Origin of the sequence: Pigmentiphaga soli (assembly GCF_039541095.1) — a bacterium.
In the GTDB taxonomy this organism is placed as follows: domain Bacteria; phylum Pseudomonadota; class Gammaproteobacteria; order Burkholderiales; family Burkholderiaceae_B; genus Pigmentiphaga; species Pigmentiphaga soli.
Genome location: NZ_BAABFO010000012.1, coordinates 31888 through 47066, shown reverse-complemented (window position 1 = coordinate 47066; position 15179 = coordinate 31888). Strand labels below are relative to the sequence as shown.

The window sequence follows — 15179 nt, the reverse complement described above, 5'->3', positions numbered from 1 at the left end:
CCTGCAGTGACCTTCACGCCCCCCCTGGACGACGCATTGCTGATCGACACGCACGTACACGTCTTCCGCAAGGACATGCCGCTGGTCCACAACCCGCGCCATGCGCCAGACTACGGCTTCACGGTGGAGCAATTGCTGCAGACGATGGATGCCAACGGGGTGCGGCTGGCGGTGATCGCCGCCGGCAGCCCCTGGGGTGACTACAACGACTACACGATCGAGGCGCTGCGCACGTCCTCCCGGCTGCGCGGCACCATCATCGCCCAGCCGTCGATCGAGCGCATGGTGCTCGATCGCATGCACGAAGAGGGCGTGCGCGGCGTGCGGCTGCCGTTCATCGGCATGCGCGAGCTGCCCGACCTCGATACCTTCGACTACCGCAAATTTCTGCGCCGCCTGGTGGACCTCGACTGGCACGTCCACCTGCACCTGGACGGCCCGCGGCTGCCGCTGGTGCTGCCGCTGCTCGAGAAATCGGGCGTCAAGATCGTGCTCGACCACATCGGCCGGCCCGACCCGGTCGAAGGCGTGGACAGCGAAGGCTTCAAGGCCATGGTGCGGTCGATCGAAAAAGGCCGCACCTGGGTCAAGCTGTCGGGCGCCTACCGGCTGGGCGGCAACATCGCCGACTGCACCCGCGCGCTATGCCGCGAGGTCGGCTACGACAAGCTGTTCTGGGCCAGCGACTGCCCCTTCGTGGGCGGCGAGAACGACACTACCTATGCGGCCTCGGTGCAGTGGCTGATCGATACCATCCCCGATGCCGCGGCGCGCCGCCGGATCTTCGGCGAGAACGCGCTGGCGTTCTATTTCAGCTGAAAGGCGCAGGCAAGAAAAAAGGCACGGCCCTGGAAAGGACGCGTGCCTGTCAGCCTGCCCGGCCGCGGCAGCGGCCTTCGAGGACGGTCTCTTATGGCTGGTTGTTCATGACGGCCGCCGCGGCTCGGCGTGATGATCCCCGCCGTCGCGCAGCATGTTGAGCGCCTCCGTCTTCAGCGCATGCACGCATTGGGCCAGGAAGCCGTGCACGGCGCTGAGCTGTTCCTGCTCGTAGCGGGCGCCGATGTGGGCCACCTCGTCGGCCACCGAGCGCATGTGGCGTTCGAGTTCGGCGCATTTTTCCGGCACCGGCCGGACCACCACGATGCGGCGGTCCAGCGGGTGCTTGTCGCGCACCACGAAGCCGCTGTGCTCCAGGCGGTCTATCACCGCCGTCGTGCCGCCCGAACTGATGCCTGCCAGGCAGGCCAGCTGGCCGGTGGTGACCGGCTCGAACTCGATCACCAGTTCGAGCGCCTTGACGTCGGCCATGCTCAGCCCCAGCCGGTCGGCCAGGGCCGTCTGGTACAGCGAGGTGTAGACCGTCAGGCGCCGGCCGAGCATCGTGACGATGTCGTTCAGCATCTCCCGGCCGTCGTCCTCCGCGCCTCCGCCCAGCGGCGCCTGCATCCCGTCCGGCGCCGATCCGCCCGACGTTCCCACCATGGCATTCTCCCAATGCAGCATGCCCGGTCTCCTTAGCGGCCGCCGCCGAGAAGGCCGCCGACCAGGCCGGTCACTGGCGCCAGCGCGCCGCCGACGCCGCCACTGCCGTTGCCGCCGGTCGCGCCGCCCAGGCCGAGGCCGGCGGTGAGCCCGTTGACCGCGCCGGTCGCGTTGTTGAGCACGGCGCCCAGCGGGTTGGCGCCGCTCGGCGCCGACGGGTTCACCAGGCCGCCCAGGCTGCCGATGGTCTTGCCGACGCCGTCCACCAGGTTCGGCACGCCGCTGCCGCCCGGCAGGCCGCCGGCAATGCCGCCGCCCAGCGTGCTCACGCCGTCGCCGATCTGGGTCAGCAGATTGTCGACCGGCACGCCCAATCCGGTCGTCGTGCCGATCTGTTGCGTGAGCTGGGTGACGGGCGCGGTGGCCGCGTTGGCGGCCGGGTCGAGCGCCGCGCCGACGTTGCCCAGGGCTTCGGTCAGGCCCAGGTCGGCCACGTTGTCGACGATGCCGCCGGTGTTGGCCAGCGCCGGCTGGAGGATCGGCTGGCCCGGACCTTCGCTGCCCAGGCCGGCCAACAGGCCGCTGGTGACCGGCGCGAGGATGCCGTTGGTGCCGAGGATCGTGTCGAGCGAACCGGTGATCGGCGACAACAGGCCGTCGGTGCCCACGATGCCGCCGAGCGGGCCGCCGTCGCCGCCGATCACGCCGCCCAGCGGACCGCCATCGCCGCCCGTGGCGCCGCCCAGCAGGCCACCGAGCGGACCACCATCGCCAACGATGCTGCCCAGCACGCCACCCAGGGGACCACCGTCGCCGCCGAGCACGCCGCCGAGCGGACCACCGTCGCCGCCCAGCACGCCGCCCAACGGGCTGCCGTCGCCTGCCAGGCCGGCCGTCAGCGCATTGACCGCATCGGTCGCGTTGCCCAGCACGTTACCCACTGGATTGGCATTTTCCGGCGCCGCGTGCACCAGGCCCCCGGCCGCGCCCACCGTCTGGCCCACTTCCGTCACCACGTTGCCCAGCGTGCCGCCGACGCCAGGCACGTTGCCGCCCAGCTTGCCGCCCAGGTCGCCCACCGTGTTGCCCACCGACTTCAGCAGGTGATCCACCGGCTCGCCCAGCTGCGACTTGTCGCCGATGCCCTGCGTCAGCGTGGTGGCCTGGCCGGCCAGCGGACTCACGACATGGTCCACGCCCTCGCCCACCTGGCCCAGCGTGTTGGCCAGGCCCACATCGGCCACGTTGTCGACCGCATTGCCCAGGTTGGACAGCGCCGGCTGCGCCACGGGATTGTCGACCGTGTTGTCCAGCCCGCCCAGCAACTGGCTGACCGGCGACAGCACGCCGTTCTCGCCCGCCATTGCGGCGGTCACGTCCGACACCGTGCCGGTCAGGTTGTTCAGGACCGTGCCCAGCGGATTGGGATTGTCCGGGTTGGCGTTGAGCAGGTCGCCCGTGCTGGACACCGTATTGCCCAGGCCGCTGACCAGCGCGCTCACGCCCAGTCCGTCCGGCAGGCCGCTATTGCCGAGCTGCTCGCCCACATTGCCGATCGCGCCGCCCACCTGCTCCAGCAGCCCGTCGGCCGGCGCGCCCAGGCCGGTGGCCGCGCCGACCTGCTGGGTGACGCCGGTCACGGCACTGCCGACCGGCGTGACCACGCCGTCCAGCGACTGGCCGATGCTGGCTGCCGTGTCGGCCAGACCATGGTCGGCGATATTGTCGACCGCCTGGCCGAGATTGCCCAGCGTGGGCGCCAGCGTGCCGTTGAGCGACGACGGACCGCCGGGATTCCCCGGATCGCCGGGATCGCCAGGGTTGCCCGGATCGCCCGGGTTGCCGGGATTGCCAGGGTCTCCGGGGTTGCCGGGATTGCCCGGTTCGCCGGGGTTGCCCGGGTTGCCCGGGTCGCCGGGATCGCCAGGGTTGCCTGGATTACCCGGGTCGCCAGGATTCCCGGGATTGCCCGGGTTGCCCGGATTGCCGGGGTTGCCCGGGTCTCCCGGATTCGTCGGGTCGCCACCGCCGCCGCCCACCAGCCCCGACGATCCGCCGGAGCTGGAACAACCGGCCAGTGCCGAGAAAGCCAGAACCATCGCCGCCACCAGCACCTTGGTGCCGGGTCTCGCCTTATCCGTTTGCATTTTCGATCCCCTGTTTCGAGCACGGTCCAACGTGCCTGCGAGCCCTTTGTGCAAATCCTGTGCCAATTCGCATCAGAGATCCGCGCAGGCGCGTTGCGATGCGCGCCGCGGCCACGCTAAAGCCTTGCAAACACAGGAAAATTCGAAACTTCGGGGATTTCTCGAAGGTGTGACCGATGGAGGCGGGAGGGCTCCCGCGTAGGGGTTTGCGGCCGCTTTCGGGCCCGGCCGTTACGTAGCACCGGAACCGCCGTTACGTAACGGATAACCCCGTGCGGCGTTTATTCGAACTGGAACGAATAGTTGGCGTTGAAGCGCAACGGACGGCCACTGCTGTTGATCGGCCGGTCGCCTACCGGCTTGGCCAGATTCACGTCGAACGAATAGCGCCGCTGGTCCGTCAGGCGCAGGCCGAGCGCGACCGAAGTCAGCCGGTCGCTGGCCAGCGTGAACCGCGAATCGTTGAGGCTGACCTTCGCGTAGTCGGCCGCTACGTAAGGCTGCACGCTGGCCAGATACGACAGGCCGGTGGCGAAGCGCCGGTTCAGCTCCAACGAGGCGCCCCAGCCTTTGTCGCCGCCCAGCTCGCCGGCCGGATAGCCCCGGCCGAAACGCTGTCCACCGAAGGTAAGCTGTTCGGAGGTGGGCAGCGAATCGCTGCTGTACTGGCCGAGCGCGGCGAACGACACGCCGAACTGCGCCGGCAGCGTCAGGCTCTGCGTAACGCCCAGCGTATAGCGGGTGAAATCCAGGTCGTACAGATCCGGGCCGCCGGCCGCGTTCTGGCTGGCGCCCAGTCCGCCGATGCCTTTGTAGACGGCGGCGACGATACGGCGCGACTGCAGCACGGAGCTCTCGGTATAGGCGGCCTCGGCCCGCAACACCCTGACGCGATTGGCGATCTGCGCGCTGGCGCCGTTGACGCGGCTGCGGTAGGTGTCGCGGTTGTCCGAGGCGTAGAAGCCGGCGGTGCCGATCAGCGAGCGCTGGTTGGTCAACACGAAGGGGTAATTGACGCTGATGCCGGCCCGCTGGTTGTGGACGTTGCGCTGGAGGTTCTGCGCCTCGAGCACATTGCTGCTGGGTTCGGCCCGATAGCTGAAGGCGTCGGCCCGCACCGTCAGGCCGTCGCTGCCCACCGGCACCGCCGCCGACGCCGCGTAATACTCCAGATGGTCGCCGCCGCGCGGCACGGCGGTCATCAGCTGGACCTGCTCGGCCAGCGGCGTCATGCTGCTGATGGTGGCGGTGACCAGCGCGTGCGTGCCGGTGCCCAGGTTGCTGATGCCGGCGTCCACGCGGAACGCGTCGCGATCCACGGCCAGCACCAGTTCGGTAGAACCGTCGGCGCGCCGCGGCAGGTTCAGCTGCGGCTTGATCTTCAGGCCCGGCAGGGTCGACATCAGGTTCAGATAGCGCTCCAGCGTGGCCCGCTTGAGCGGCCGTTCCGCCTGCAGGCGCGCTGCGTATTCGCCCAGCTTGCCGGCTGCCGGGCCGGCATCGCCTTGCACCCGCGTACTGCCGATATAGCCCTCGACCACCGTCACCTTGACCAGCCCGTCGCGGAAATCCTGCGACTGGATCAACGCGAACGACAGCGCATAGCCGTGCTCGCGGTACAGCGCCGTGATGCGGTTGGTCTGCGCGATCAGCTCGGCCACCGTGATTTCCTTGCCGGCCAGCGGTTCGAGGATCGCCGCCACCTCTTTGAAATCGATGGCCGTCACGCCGCTGACGTCGAAATTGCGCGGCACCAGCCGGCGCGCCAGCGTGGCGCGCAGCGCTTCCGACTGCGGCGTCGGCGCAACGGCCTCGGGGGGCGGCGCCGGACGCGGCGCGGGAATGGGAGGCAGCGAATCGAGCGGATTGCCGCGTACCGGGCTATCGGCCGCATGGGCGGCGGCCGGCGCGACTCCCGCCAGGATCGCGGCCGGCAGCAGGGCGAAACGAGACCGGAATATCCGACGGCGGGATTTCATGGCGGGTTTTCCCCAGCGAATGCGAAGCGGGTGAAGTGTGCCACAGGGTTTTCCGGAAAATCGGCGGCCGGGGTGGAGCTAAGGGTTTTCCTTAATAAAAAACTTAATGGGACGATTGTGGGACGTTTATAAAAACGGGGTGGGACGTTTATGGGACGTTACCGCTGGATACTGAATCGATGGTTGTAGAAAACTCCTCAATCTTGATTCATTCGCAATATTTCGATTATGTTTTTCAACTTTCCGCTTGGCAGGATATTGCGTTTATGATCGTTGATCATCTGCGCGTTGACATTTTCCGATGCGCGGAGAATATTGACGGAAGGGATATTGACAAGAGTTGAAACAACCTTGTAGGTTTATAGGGCCGCGGCTGAAACAACCTTGTGCAATTGTGACGATTCGGATTCGTGGGGGCGGGGCATGCAGCCTGGGGACATTTTTCCGTTTCATGCCGGCACGGCGCCGATCGTCCTGGCATTCGGGGTTTCCGTGCTGGGCGCGTATATGGCGCTACGCGCCTTCGCCCGCAGCCTCAACCTGGAGGACGGATCGCAATGGGGGTATCTGGCGGTTTCGGCCATGACCCTCGGGGCAGTGGGGATATGGAGCGCGTATTTTCTCGGCATGGCGATCTACCCGATGCCGATGGAAGTCGGCTACGGATTGGCCGGGGCGGCATCTGCCTTGGCGATCGCCTTCGCATTTTCGGCGGCGGCGCTGTGGTGCCTGCGCAAAAGCCGGCCCGGCATGGGCTGGCACATGCTGGCGGGCGTGCTGGCCGGGGTTGCGGTTTCCGGCGGGTATTTCCTCGGCATGGGGGCGATGCGGATGCAGGCCTACGTCGAATGGGACACGGAAGGCATGGCATACATGCTTCTGGCCGCCGTCGTATTGGCCACCGCGGCGCTGAGCCTGGCGCGGCGCGAAGGCTGGCGCTGGCGCGGCGGCGCGGCCGTGCTCCTGGGGATCGCCGTGTGCGGGCAGCTGTATGCGGGGCAAACGATGGGCGTCGCGGTCTTCACCACGCCGCGCCCGGAAGACGGATTCCAGCTGGATCCTGGGGTGCTTGCCTACCTTGCGATGTTGCTGGTCGGCGTGACGCTGGTAGTGGCGCTGGCGGAGTCGCGGCGGGATGCGGCGGCGGTGGATGGGTTGTGAACGGTACCGGCCCGGGTTACGGGGAAGGGGGCATCATAGGCGAATCTTCGTGATAAATGGGATTAGCAAGAATGTTCTGATGAATCGTGTTTTCTGTACAAGGGGCAGTAATGAACGCAATCCAGAAGTTTCTAAGGGATGAGCAGGGCGCCACCGCCATTGAATATGGGTTGATTGCCGGGCTGATCGCTGTCGTGATTATCGGAGTCCTGACTGGTCTGGGTAACAAACTCAATGTCCTGCTGGGCAAGATTTCCACTGCGCTTAATAGCGCTGGCACGTGAAGCGCCGGCGGCTGGTCCCGGCCGTGGCGCCGGGAGCGTGTAATCGAATGACTTTGTTCTGCAAAAGGAAAGAACGATGAATGCAGTGATGAAGTTTGTAAGGGATGAAGAGGGAGCGACGGCGATAGAGTACGGCCTGATAGCCGGGCTGATTGCTGTCGTGATTATCGGGGTCCTGACTACGCTTGGCGGCCAGCTCAATGTTTTGCTGGGCAAGATTTCGACAGCGCTGAATTCGGCCGGTACACCTGATGCTGTCACTCCGCCGGCCGGACCCGATCCGGATCCGGATGCGACTCCGTCCTGAGCCGAAATGCCAGCCGTCGCAATTCTTGGTGCAGGCTGGAGCGCAACGTTGTTCGTTGCGCTCTGCCTGGCAGTTTTCGTTTTCGACATGCTGGCCCGCCGTGTTCCGAATTGGCTGGTCGGGCTGGCGATGATGGGGAATTGCGTGGCCTTGCTGGAAAACTACCCCGCCAGTCAGGCCTTAGCCAATGACTGGGCAGCGGCGGTGACGGGCTTGGCCGTGGGGTTCGCATTATTCCTGCCGTTTTACCTGTTTCGTGCGATGGGGGCTGGGGATGTCAAGTTTTTCGCGGCCCTTGGATTCTTTCTCGGCGCTGGGCTTCTGCTTCCCATCTGGATCATTGGCAGCGTGCTGGCCGGTATTCACGCGCTAGCTGGAACGCTGTTGGCGGTTCGCACGAATTCCGTTTCGCCGCAGGGGTATCTGTTGAATCTGGCGGAGTTCCATGTGCGGCAATGGAAATGGTTTGGCGCGGCCGAAGGCTATCTGGCCAGGAAACGCAATGGGCGGAGCGGTATTCCCTATGCGGCGTATCTGGCTGTTGCCGCGTTGTTGTGCGTTGCTTTTGGCAGATGAATCGTCGCCGGATGTCGTCGTCCGGAGATTGCAGGTGTGGTCGGGGGAAACGATGGCACGTGATCCTGGAAGTCGGGCGGGACGGAAGGCGGTACGCGGCGGGCAGACGCAGCACGGCACGTACGCGCTCGAGTTCGCCCTGGCCTTCCCGGTGTTCTTCATCATTTTCTACGGCGCATTGACGATCGGCCTGATCGCGATTGCTCAGCACCTGCTGAAACTGGCCGCGGAAGACGGCGCGCGCGCCACGCTACGGTATTTCGTCGCTGCACCGTCAGGCGCACAAGGGGCGCCGCAGGTGCTGCAGCTCAAGGGCCGGCTGGCCCACGGCTGCGCGATCGCCGATGACCGCGCCAAATGGCTGAACGAAGTCATCGTCAGCGCTGTTCCGAACTGCGAAGCCTATCTCACCAAGCCATGCTCGCCGGCCGAGGGCGGCTGCCGGGTCGATCTCGACGCGGCGCCAGCCGACACCCCGGTCTGCACCGACGCCAGCGGCTGCGAGGCCAAAGTCGTCGTCAGCTATTCCTACCGGTCGAATCCCCTCATTCCCGTCGTGCCGCTGGTTTCCATGCTGGTGCCCGACGTGATCGAGGGATCGGCCTCCGTGCTTCTCGATCCCGAAATGCTGCAGTAGAGCCGCGCCATGCATCGTCGCTCCCGACCCCTTTCCGGCCAGCGCGGCGTCGCCGCCCTGGAACTGGCGCTGGTGTTCGCGCTGTTCCTGGCGATCCTGTTCGGCATTGCGAGCTTTTCGGTCGCCTTCATCGTCAAGCAGACCTTGTCGCGCGCCGTCGAGAACGGCGCCCGCGCCATGCTGCAGGCGTCGCTGGCCCGTGTGCCCGATAAAGACACTTCGCCGCAGGAGTACGGCGAACAGGCATGCCGGCAGGCCCTGAGCGGGCTGCTGCGTTTCAGCCCCGACGTCAAATGCAGCGTGGATCCCGGCGCGGCTTGCGGCGCCGGCTCCGCGCTGGTGTGCGCGTCGATCGTGGCCACCTATCCCGATTACCGCAACAACCCTCCCATCCCGGTGCTGGTCCCGCTCGAAAGCCTGCTGCTCTCACTCTGGAACAAGGACGGGAACGAGAGCTGGACGCCTGCGGACCTGGGCGCCAAGGCGACCGTACAGATAGGCCGGGCGGACTCGTGACGGCACTCCAACAAGGCGAATGCATAGATGAATAAAGCAAGCAAGATCGTGGCCGTGTTGCTGGTGCTGCTGGCCGTGCTGTTGGGCGTCTACGCCTTCATGCTGGCGCGCCGGCCGCCGCCGGCGCCGGCGCGCCCCGCGCCGATGGCGGTGCAGCCTGCAGGAGACCAGTTCGACGTCGTGGTCGCGCAGGCCGCGTTGCCGGGCGGTGCGCCGATCGACGCGGCCGCGCTGAAGGTCGTGCGCATGCCGGTCGATCCGCAAGGCGCCTATTCCGATCCGTCGAAGCTGGCCGGCAAGATTCCCCGCTTCGACATCGGACCGGGTACGCCCGTCACGGAAAGTTCGCTGGTGCAGGGGCTGACGCTGATGCTGGAGCAGGGCCAGCGGGCCGTGGCGGTGACGGTCGACGAGGTCGTCGGCGCCGGCAACCGGGTCACGCCGGGCGACTTCGTCGACGTCTTCTTCATGCTCAAGGAAGGCCACGACGTCGACAAGACGCAATCCCGCCTGCTGTTGTCGCGCCTGAAGGTGCTGACCTACGGCGCCGCGTCGGTGGACGGCAACCCTCCTGCGGAAAAGGCCGTCGCAGGCCAGTCTTCGCAGAACAACGCCAACCGGCAGGCGGCGCGCACCGCGGTGCTGGCCGTTCCGACCGCCGACGTCAACCGGCTGCTGCTGGCGATGCAGAACGGCAAGCTGCAACTGGTGCTGCGCCATCCGACCGATCCGGGGGTGCCGAACGTCGCGTTGTTCCCCGAGGCGCCGCCGGTCCTGCAGGCCAAGGCGACGCTGACGCCGGCGCAGAGGGAAGAGCTGAAGCAGGCCGACAACCTGGCCTTTGCCGGCACGGAACTGCGGGGCCTGGCCGGCGACGGCCGCATCGCGCCGCCGGCGCCGCCGCGGCGGGCGCCGCCGCCACGGCCCAGGGCGCCGGCGCCCAAGGCCCAGGTGGAACAGAACACGGTGGAAGTGGTGCGCGGCACCAAGAGCGAAACGGTCGGGTTTTGAAGGTGGAGTCTGAATGAACAACAACGAATCCGGCATCGCGCGCCGCCTTGCACCCTGGCTGGCGGCGGCCGCCTGCGCGGCCGCACTGCCGGCCGGAGCGGCCGACGATGCCGCCGCGCGGGAACCCGTTCGCCAGATATCGGTGGCCGTGCGCGACCAGTACCAGCTCAACATACCGGACGCGCTCGAGCGCGTGGTGGTGGTCGACCCGGCCGTGGCCGACGTCGTGCTGGAAAAAGGCACGCGCGACCGCAAGGGCAGCGTGCTGGTGGTCGGCAAGAAGCCGGGCACCACCATGGTGTCGGTCTGGCAGCGCGGCGCGGCCGCGCCGCAGGCCTACCTGGTACGGGTAACCGGCGACCTGGCCACCCTGATGCCCGACGGCGACGGGGCGCGCACGCAAGTCTACGGCGACAGCGCGGTGCTCGGCGGCAGCGCGCCGTCGCTGCTGGCGCACCGGCAGTCCCTGGCGGCGGCGGAAGACTCGGTAGGCCAGGGCAAGGTCTTCGACAACAGCACGATCGACGCCGGCGGCGTGGTGCAGGTCGACGTCAAGGTGGTGGAGTTCAGCAAGCAGACGCTGAAAGACGCCGGCTTCAACTTCTCCGCCAGCAACAGGCACGGCAGCTTCAGCTTCGGCCTTGCCAGCCAGCTGGCGCCGGCCGGCAAGGCCTTCGACCTGACGCTGGGCCTGGCGCGCGGCAATTTCCTGCTCGATACCAATCTGCGCCTGCTGGAAACCAACGGGCTGGCGCGCGTGCTGGCCGAGCCGACGCTGGTGGCGCTATCGGGCCAGAGCGCCAAGTTCCTGGCCGGCGGCGAATTGCCGGTGCCGCAGGCCGGCGGCCTGGGCACCACCACGGTCACCTACAAGCCCTTCGGCATCGGCCTGACGCTGACGCCGACGGTGCTGGCCAAGGACCGCATCGCGTTGAAGGTGGCGCCCGAGGCCAGCGACCTCGACTACACCAACGGCATCACGGTCAACAACATCCAGATCCCCGCCATCATCACCCGCCGCGCCGACACCACGGTGGAACTGGGCGACGGCGAGAGCTACGTGATCGGCGGCCTGGTGTCGCGCAACACCGTTTCAAGCGTGAACAAGCTGCCGCTGCTGGGCGATCTTCCCATCATCGGCACCTTCTTCCGCAGCATGGAGTATTCGCAGAACGACAAGGAACTGCTGATCGTCGTCACGCCGCACCTGGTTCGCCCGTTGGCCAGGGGCGTGACGCTGCCGCTGCCCGGCCAGGAGGAAAAGCCCGATACGCCCGCCAACGCATGGGGCCATTTCCTGATGGGCGTGGCCAGCGGCGACCAAGTGCCCGGATTCTCCAAATGATTCCGCAGCAGACGAACCATTCGGGAATCGATCATGAACGCGCGTATTAAGGGATTGTCGAGCTTGTACGATACACGCCGTTTCCTGTTCTTCACCGCCGATGACGGCAGTGCCCAGCGCCTGGCCGCCGTGCTGCAGGACGATGGCCTAACGGTGCAGGAACAGGGCATGCCGGAGCGGTTGTCGGCCCGTCTGCTCGAACTGAGCCCGAGCATCGTCTTCCTGGATTTCGGCATTGTCGACGCCGATCCCGGCAAGCTCGCGCAGGCCGCGGAACTCGCGCGCCAGCTGGCGCGCGCGGCGGCCGGCGTGCCGGTGGTCGCCGTAGGTTCCCTGACCCGGCCGGAGGCGGCCGTTGCCGCGCTGCGCGCCGGCGTGCGCGACTTCATCGACCTGGCGAACGAAATCGAAGTGCGCGAGGTCGTGCACCGCGTGCTGCATGCGCAGGCCGGCCCGTCGGCCGGGCCGCGCCGCGGGCAGCTGGTGGTGTTGCTGGGCGTGCGCGCCGGGGTCGGCGCCACCACGCTGGCGGCGCATCTGTCCACGCTGGCGCAGCTGCAGCAGAACGCGGCCTGCGCCATGCCGCCCGGTGCGCCGCCCGCCGCGCCCGCGCCGCCGGCCGAGCCGGCCCGCGGGCGCGCCGAATCGCAAACCATGCTGCTGGACCTGGGATGGCCGGTCGCCGATGGCCAGCTCTATCTGAACGTGGCCGGCAATTTCCATTTTGCCGAGGCCGTGCAGAATGTGCGCCGTCTCGACGATACCCTCGTCAACACCGCCATGGCGCGCAGCGCCAGCGGCGTCGCGGTGGTGTCGCTGCCGCGCGATTTAGGCGAAATGCGGACGGTATCGCATGGGGATTCGCTGGCGTTGCTCGACAAGCTGCGCGAGCACTTCGGCGTGCTGGTCGCCGACCTGGGCGGCTTTTCCAATCCAGACTTCGTTGCGGGCATGGTGCGCGCCGCCGATCACGCCTGGCTGGTCACCGACCAGTCGGTCGGCTCGATCGTGTCGCTTGCCGAGCGGCTGCGCGATTTCGAGGAACGCGGCATCGACCGCGCGCTGCTGCGGCTGATCGTCAATCGCTACGACGAACGCTACGGCATGACGGCCGAGCAGATCGCCTCGCGTTTCAAAGTGATGCTGCAGGCCACGCTGCCCGATCGCACGCCGGCGCTGATGGCCAGCACGAACCAGGGCAAGCTGCTGCACGAAGTGTCGGACCGCGACCCTTATGTGCGCGGGGTGCAGGGACTTGTCTGTTCGCTGATGACCGTCCGCCATGCCAAGGCGGGCGCCAACAACTGGCTGGCGCGCTGGCTGCCCGGCGTGCACAAGTATCTGGTGTAGGAATGGACGACAGCAACCGGCCTGTTGGAGAAGCCGCGCGGGGAGTGCGCCAATGACAGCTTCGATCGAGTTCGCCGACGACGGCGTGGCCTTCGTCAATACACAGCGCTTCCAGGACGTGAAGGCGGCGGCGCACGAACACCTGCTGACGCGCATCGAAGAACTGGGCGCCGAGTTCGGCCGCTGGTCGCGCGGCGCCATCCAGCAATTCGTCGATCTGGAGGTCGACAGCTTCGTGCGGCTGCGCCGCGTGCCGATCAACGAAAGCGAGCTGCGCCAGGTGGCCGCCGCGCTCACCAAAGAGCTGGCCGGGCTCGGCCCGCTCGAAGACCTGCTGGCCGATCCCGCGGTGGAAGACATTCTCATCAACGGCTACGACAACGTGTTCGTGTCGCGGCGCGGCGTGCTGCAGCGCGAGACGCTGCGCTTCACCGACAACCAGCACCTGCTGCGCATCGTCCGCCGCATCATCGCACCGCTCGGCCGGCGGCTGGACGAGTCGAGCCCGATGGTGGACGCGCGGCTGCCCGACGGCGGCCGGCTCAACGTCGTGATCGAGCCGCTGGCGGTGGACGGCCCGATGGTGTCGATCCGCAAGTTCCGCCAGGATCCGCTCAAGCCCAGCGACCTGCTCACGCTGGGCACCTTCAACGAGGACATCCACCGCCTGCTGAGCCTGGCGGTGCGCGAGCGCTGCAACATCCTGGTGTCGGGCGGCACCAGTTCGGGCAAGACCTCGCTGCTGAACGCGCTGGCTTTCTTCATTCCCGAGACCGAGCGGGTGGTGACGGTGGAGGACACGGCCGAGCTTTCGCTGAACCATCCGCACGTGGTGCGGCTGGAGGCGCGCCAGGGCGGCTTCGAGGGCGCCGGCGCCGTGACCATCCGCGACCTGATCCGCAACAGCCTGCGCATGCGGCCCGACCGCGTGGTGGTGGGCGAAGTGCGCGGCTCGGAAGTGATGGACATGATGCAAGCCATGAACACCGGCCACGAAGGTTCGATGGCCACCATCCACGCCAATTCGCCGCGCGAATGCCTGTACCGGATGGAAATGCTGGCCGGTTTTGCCGGTTTCCAGGGCAGCGAGGACAGCCTGCGGCGCCAGATCGCCAGCGCGCTCGACTTCATCGTGCAGATCGCCCGGCTGTCCAACGGCAGGCGGCGCGTGGTCTCGATCACCGAGGTCACCGGCATGGGCGACAGCGTCATCGCCACGCAGGAGCTGTACCGCTACGAAAGCTTCGTCGGTCCGGACGGCGAGGAAAAGGACAGGTGGATCTCGCTCGGCATCCATCCGCATACGCCCAAGCTGGCCAAGTTCCGAGACCAGCTGCGGGCGTCGCCGCCCGAACCGCCGCCGTCGTCCGGGGGCGGGTTCTGGTCGAGGGGACGAGGATGAACGCCATTGGCCCCATTGCCCACGGGAGGCCGTTCCAATGAACCCGGCGATCCTGGCCATGGCTTGCGTGGCCCTGTTGCTGGCCGCCGGCGGCGTGTGGCTGTGGCAGGATGCCGTGACGCGGGGACGGCGCCAGGCCACGCAGGCCTTCGTCGAGCGTCAGCTGGGCAGCACGGTGCAGGCGGCGGCTGCCGAATCCGAACACCGATGGATGCTGCAGGCGCGTCCGGCCCGCGGCCTGGCCGGACGGTGGAACAACCTGCTGCTGCGCGCCGGCGTCGATGCCGGCCCAAGATTCTATCTGCCGCTGGCCGCTGCCCTGGTGGCGCTGCCGCTCGCGGTCTGGCTGCTGAGCGGCCCGCTCGGCGCCGTCGTCGCGCTGCTGCTGGCGGTGGCCGCCGCGGCGTTCCACCTGTGGCTCAAGGCCGACAAGCGGCGGCGAAAAATGGTGAAGCAGCTGCCGGGCTTCATCGATGCGCTGGTCCGCCTGGTGACCATCGGCAACGCGCTGGGGTCGGCCTTCCACACCGCGGCGCCGCTGGCCGAGGCGCCGCTGCTGGAGGTGCTCGAACGCGCCAACCAATTGCATCGCGCCGGCATGGAGCTGGACCAGGCCCTGTTCCATGCGGCACGGCTGTACCGGATACAGGAACTGGAACTGGTCGGGGCAGTGATCGGGGTCGCATTGCGCTTCGGCGGGCGCAGCGACATGGTGCTGGAGCGCATGGCGGGGTTCATGCGCGATCTGCAGCAGGCGCGCGAGGAGCTGCATGCGATGTCGGCGGAAGTCCGGCTGTCGGCATGGATTCTGGCCTTGCTGCCGGTGGGCGTGGCCGGCTTCATCATCATCTTCAACAACGCATTGTTCATGGGCATGTGGAACGACACGACGGGCAGGGCGATGCTGCTGGGCGCGGTGCTGCTGCAGCTGGCCGGTTCGTATTGGCTGTACCGCATGGCCAAGTCGGTATGAGGCGGG

Annotated in this window: 15 protein-coding genes; 12 read left to right on the top strand and 3 right to left on the bottom strand. The window is 67.4% G+C overall.

Features of this window, described 5'->3' with window-relative positions; genetic code table 11:
* The first annotated feature begins 6 nt into the window (after positions 1-6).
* Positions 7-819 carry an amidohydrolase family protein gene (locus tag ABD927_RS13615; RefSeq protein WP_345250307.1) on the top strand — a complete coding sequence of 271 codons (813 nt, stop codon included), beginning with the start codon at positions 7-9 and terminating at the stop codon, positions 817-819.
* 105 nt (positions 820-924) lie between these two features.
* Here ABD927_RS13615 and ABD927_RS13610 read toward each other — a convergent pair whose 3' ends face one another.
* The 3 genes from ABD927_RS13610 to ABD927_RS13600 form a co-directional block, all read right to left on the bottom strand.
* On the bottom strand, positions 925-1506 hold the full coding sequence (locus ABD927_RS13610) for a MarR family winged helix-turn-helix transcriptional regulator (RefSeq protein ID WP_345250304.1): 582 nt from the start codon (positions 1504-1506) through the stop codon (positions 925-927).
* Positions 1507-1517: 11 nt separating this feature from the next.
* Positions 1518-3632 carry a collagen-like triple helix repeat-containing protein gene (locus ABD927_RS13605; protein WP_345250302.1) on the bottom strand — a complete coding sequence of 705 codons (2115 nt, stop codon included), beginning with the start codon at positions 3630-3632 and terminating at the stop codon, positions 1518-1520.
* Between the two features lie 281 nt (positions 3633-3913).
* Complete coding sequence (locus tag ABD927_RS13600) at positions 3914-5611, bottom strand: ShlB/FhaC/HecB family hemolysin secretion/activation protein (RefSeq protein WP_345250300.1); 1698 nt, start codon at positions 5609-5611, stop codon at positions 3914-3916.
* 423 nt (positions 5612-6034) lie between these two features.
* On the opposite strand from ABD927_RS13600, the gene ABD927_RS13595 reads away from it, so the two are divergent.
* From ABD927_RS13595 to ABD927_RS13545, 11 genes are all read left to right on the top strand, one after another.
* A complete protein-coding gene (locus ABD927_RS13595; protein WP_345250298.1) occupies positions 6035-6772 on the top strand; it encodes an MHYT domain-containing protein in 738 nt (245 codons plus the stop codon).
* Positions 6773-6882: 110 nt separating this feature from the next.
* Entirely contained in the window at positions 6883-7056 is a 174-nt protein-coding gene (locus ABD927_RS13590; RefSeq protein WP_345250296.1) for a Flp family type IVb pilin, read from the top strand.
* A gap of 76 nt (positions 7057-7132) precedes the next feature.
* The gene (locus ABD927_RS13585; protein ID WP_345250294.1) at positions 7133-7363 is read left to right on the top strand and encodes a Flp family type IVb pilin; all 231 of its coding nucleotides are present in this window, start codon (positions 7133-7135) and stop codon (positions 7361-7363) included.
* A gap of 6 nt (positions 7364-7369) precedes the next feature.
* Positions 7370-7939, top strand: coding sequence for an A24 family peptidase (locus ABD927_RS13580; protein ID WP_345250292.1), 570 nt, complete (start codon positions 7370-7372; stop codon positions 7937-7939).
* A gap of 52 nt (positions 7940-7991) precedes the next feature.
* Entirely contained in the window at positions 7992-8576 is a 585-nt protein-coding gene (locus ABD927_RS13575) for a TadE/TadG family type IV pilus assembly protein (RefSeq protein ID WP_345250290.1), read from the top strand.
* A 9-nt stretch (positions 8577-8585) separates the two neighbouring features.
* Positions 8586-9092: a TadE/TadG family type IV pilus assembly protein gene (locus ABD927_RS13570; RefSeq protein WP_345250288.1), complete on the top strand. Its 507-nt coding sequence runs from the start codon at positions 8586-8588 to the stop codon at positions 9090-9092.
* Between the two features lie 27 nt (positions 9093-9119).
* Entirely contained in the window at positions 9120-10103 is a 984-nt protein-coding gene (gene cpaB, locus ABD927_RS13565) for a Flp pilus assembly protein CpaB (RefSeq protein WP_345250286.1), read from the top strand.
* 13 nt (positions 10104-10116) lie between these two features.
* The gene (locus tag ABD927_RS13560; protein WP_345250284.1) at positions 10117-11448 is read left to right on the top strand and encodes a type II and III secretion system protein family protein; all 1332 of its coding nucleotides are present in this window, start codon (positions 10117-10119) and stop codon (positions 11446-11448) included.
* 33 nt (positions 11449-11481) lie between these two features.
* Positions 11482-12798, top strand: a complete 1317-nt coding sequence (locus tag ABD927_RS13555) for a CpaE/TadZ family protein (RefSeq protein WP_345250282.1) — start codon at positions 11482-11484, stop codon at positions 12796-12798.
* 52 nt (positions 12799-12850) lie between these two features.
* Complete coding sequence (locus ABD927_RS13550) at positions 12851-14200, top strand: TadA family conjugal transfer-associated ATPase (protein ID WP_345250280.1); 1350 nt, start codon at positions 12851-12853, stop codon at positions 14198-14200.
* 37 nt (positions 14201-14237) lie between these two features.
* Entirely contained in the window at positions 14238-15173 is a 936-nt protein-coding gene (locus tag ABD927_RS13545; RefSeq protein ID WP_345250278.1) for a type II secretion system F family protein, read from the top strand.
* Positions 15174-15179 lie beyond the last annotated feature (6 nt).

What these genes read in the sequence shown, in the direction of transcription:
- ABD927_RS13610 (WP_345250304.1), bottom strand. Translation starts at nt 1,506, where the DNA reads ATGCTGCATTGGGAGAATGCCATGGTGGGAACGTCGGGCGGATCGGCG.
- ABD927_RS13605 (WP_345250302.1), bottom strand. Translation starts at nt 3,632, where the DNA reads ATGCAAACGGATAAGGCGAGACCCGGCACCAAGGTGCTGGTGGCGGCG.
- ABD927_RS13600 (WP_345250300.1), bottom strand. Translation starts at nt 5,611, where the DNA reads ATGAAATCCCGCCGTCGGATATTCCGGTCTCGTTTCGCCCTGCTGCCG.
- ABD927_RS13595 (WP_345250298.1), top strand. Translation starts at nt 6,035, where the DNA reads ATGCAGCCTGGGGACATTTTTCCGTTTCATGCCGGCACGGCGCCGATC.
- ABD927_RS13590 (WP_345250296.1), top strand. Translation starts at nt 6,883, where the DNA reads ATGAACGCAATCCAGAAGTTTCTAAGGGATGAGCAGGGCGCCACCGCC.
- ABD927_RS13585 (WP_345250294.1), top strand. Translation starts at nt 7,133, where the DNA reads ATGAATGCAGTGATGAAGTTTGTAAGGGATGAAGAGGGAGCGACGGCG.
- ABD927_RS13580 (WP_345250292.1), top strand. Translation starts at nt 7,370, where the DNA reads ATGCCAGCCGTCGCAATTCTTGGTGCAGGCTGGAGCGCAACGTTGTTC.
- ABD927_RS13575 (WP_345250290.1), top strand. Translation starts at nt 7,992, where the DNA reads ATGGCACGTGATCCTGGAAGTCGGGCGGGACGGAAGGCGGTACGCGGC.
- ABD927_RS13570 (WP_345250288.1), top strand. Translation starts at nt 8,586, where the DNA reads ATGCATCGTCGCTCCCGACCCCTTTCCGGCCAGCGCGGCGTCGCCGCC.
- cpaB (WP_345250286.1), top strand. Translation starts at nt 9,120, where the DNA reads ATGAATAAAGCAAGCAAGATCGTGGCCGTGTTGCTGGTGCTGCTGGCC.
- ABD927_RS13560 (WP_345250284.1), top strand. Translation starts at nt 10,117, where the DNA reads ATGAACAACAACGAATCCGGCATCGCGCGCCGCCTTGCACCCTGGCTG.
- ABD927_RS13555 (WP_345250282.1), top strand. Translation starts at nt 11,482, where the DNA reads ATGAACGCGCGTATTAAGGGATTGTCGAGCTTGTACGATACACGCCGT.
- ABD927_RS13550 (WP_345250280.1), top strand. Translation starts at nt 12,851, where the DNA reads ATGACAGCTTCGATCGAGTTCGCCGACGACGGCGTGGCCTTCGTCAAT.
- ABD927_RS13545 (WP_345250278.1), top strand. Translation starts at nt 14,238, where the DNA reads ATGAACCCGGCGATCCTGGCCATGGCTTGCGTGGCCCTGTTGCTGGCC.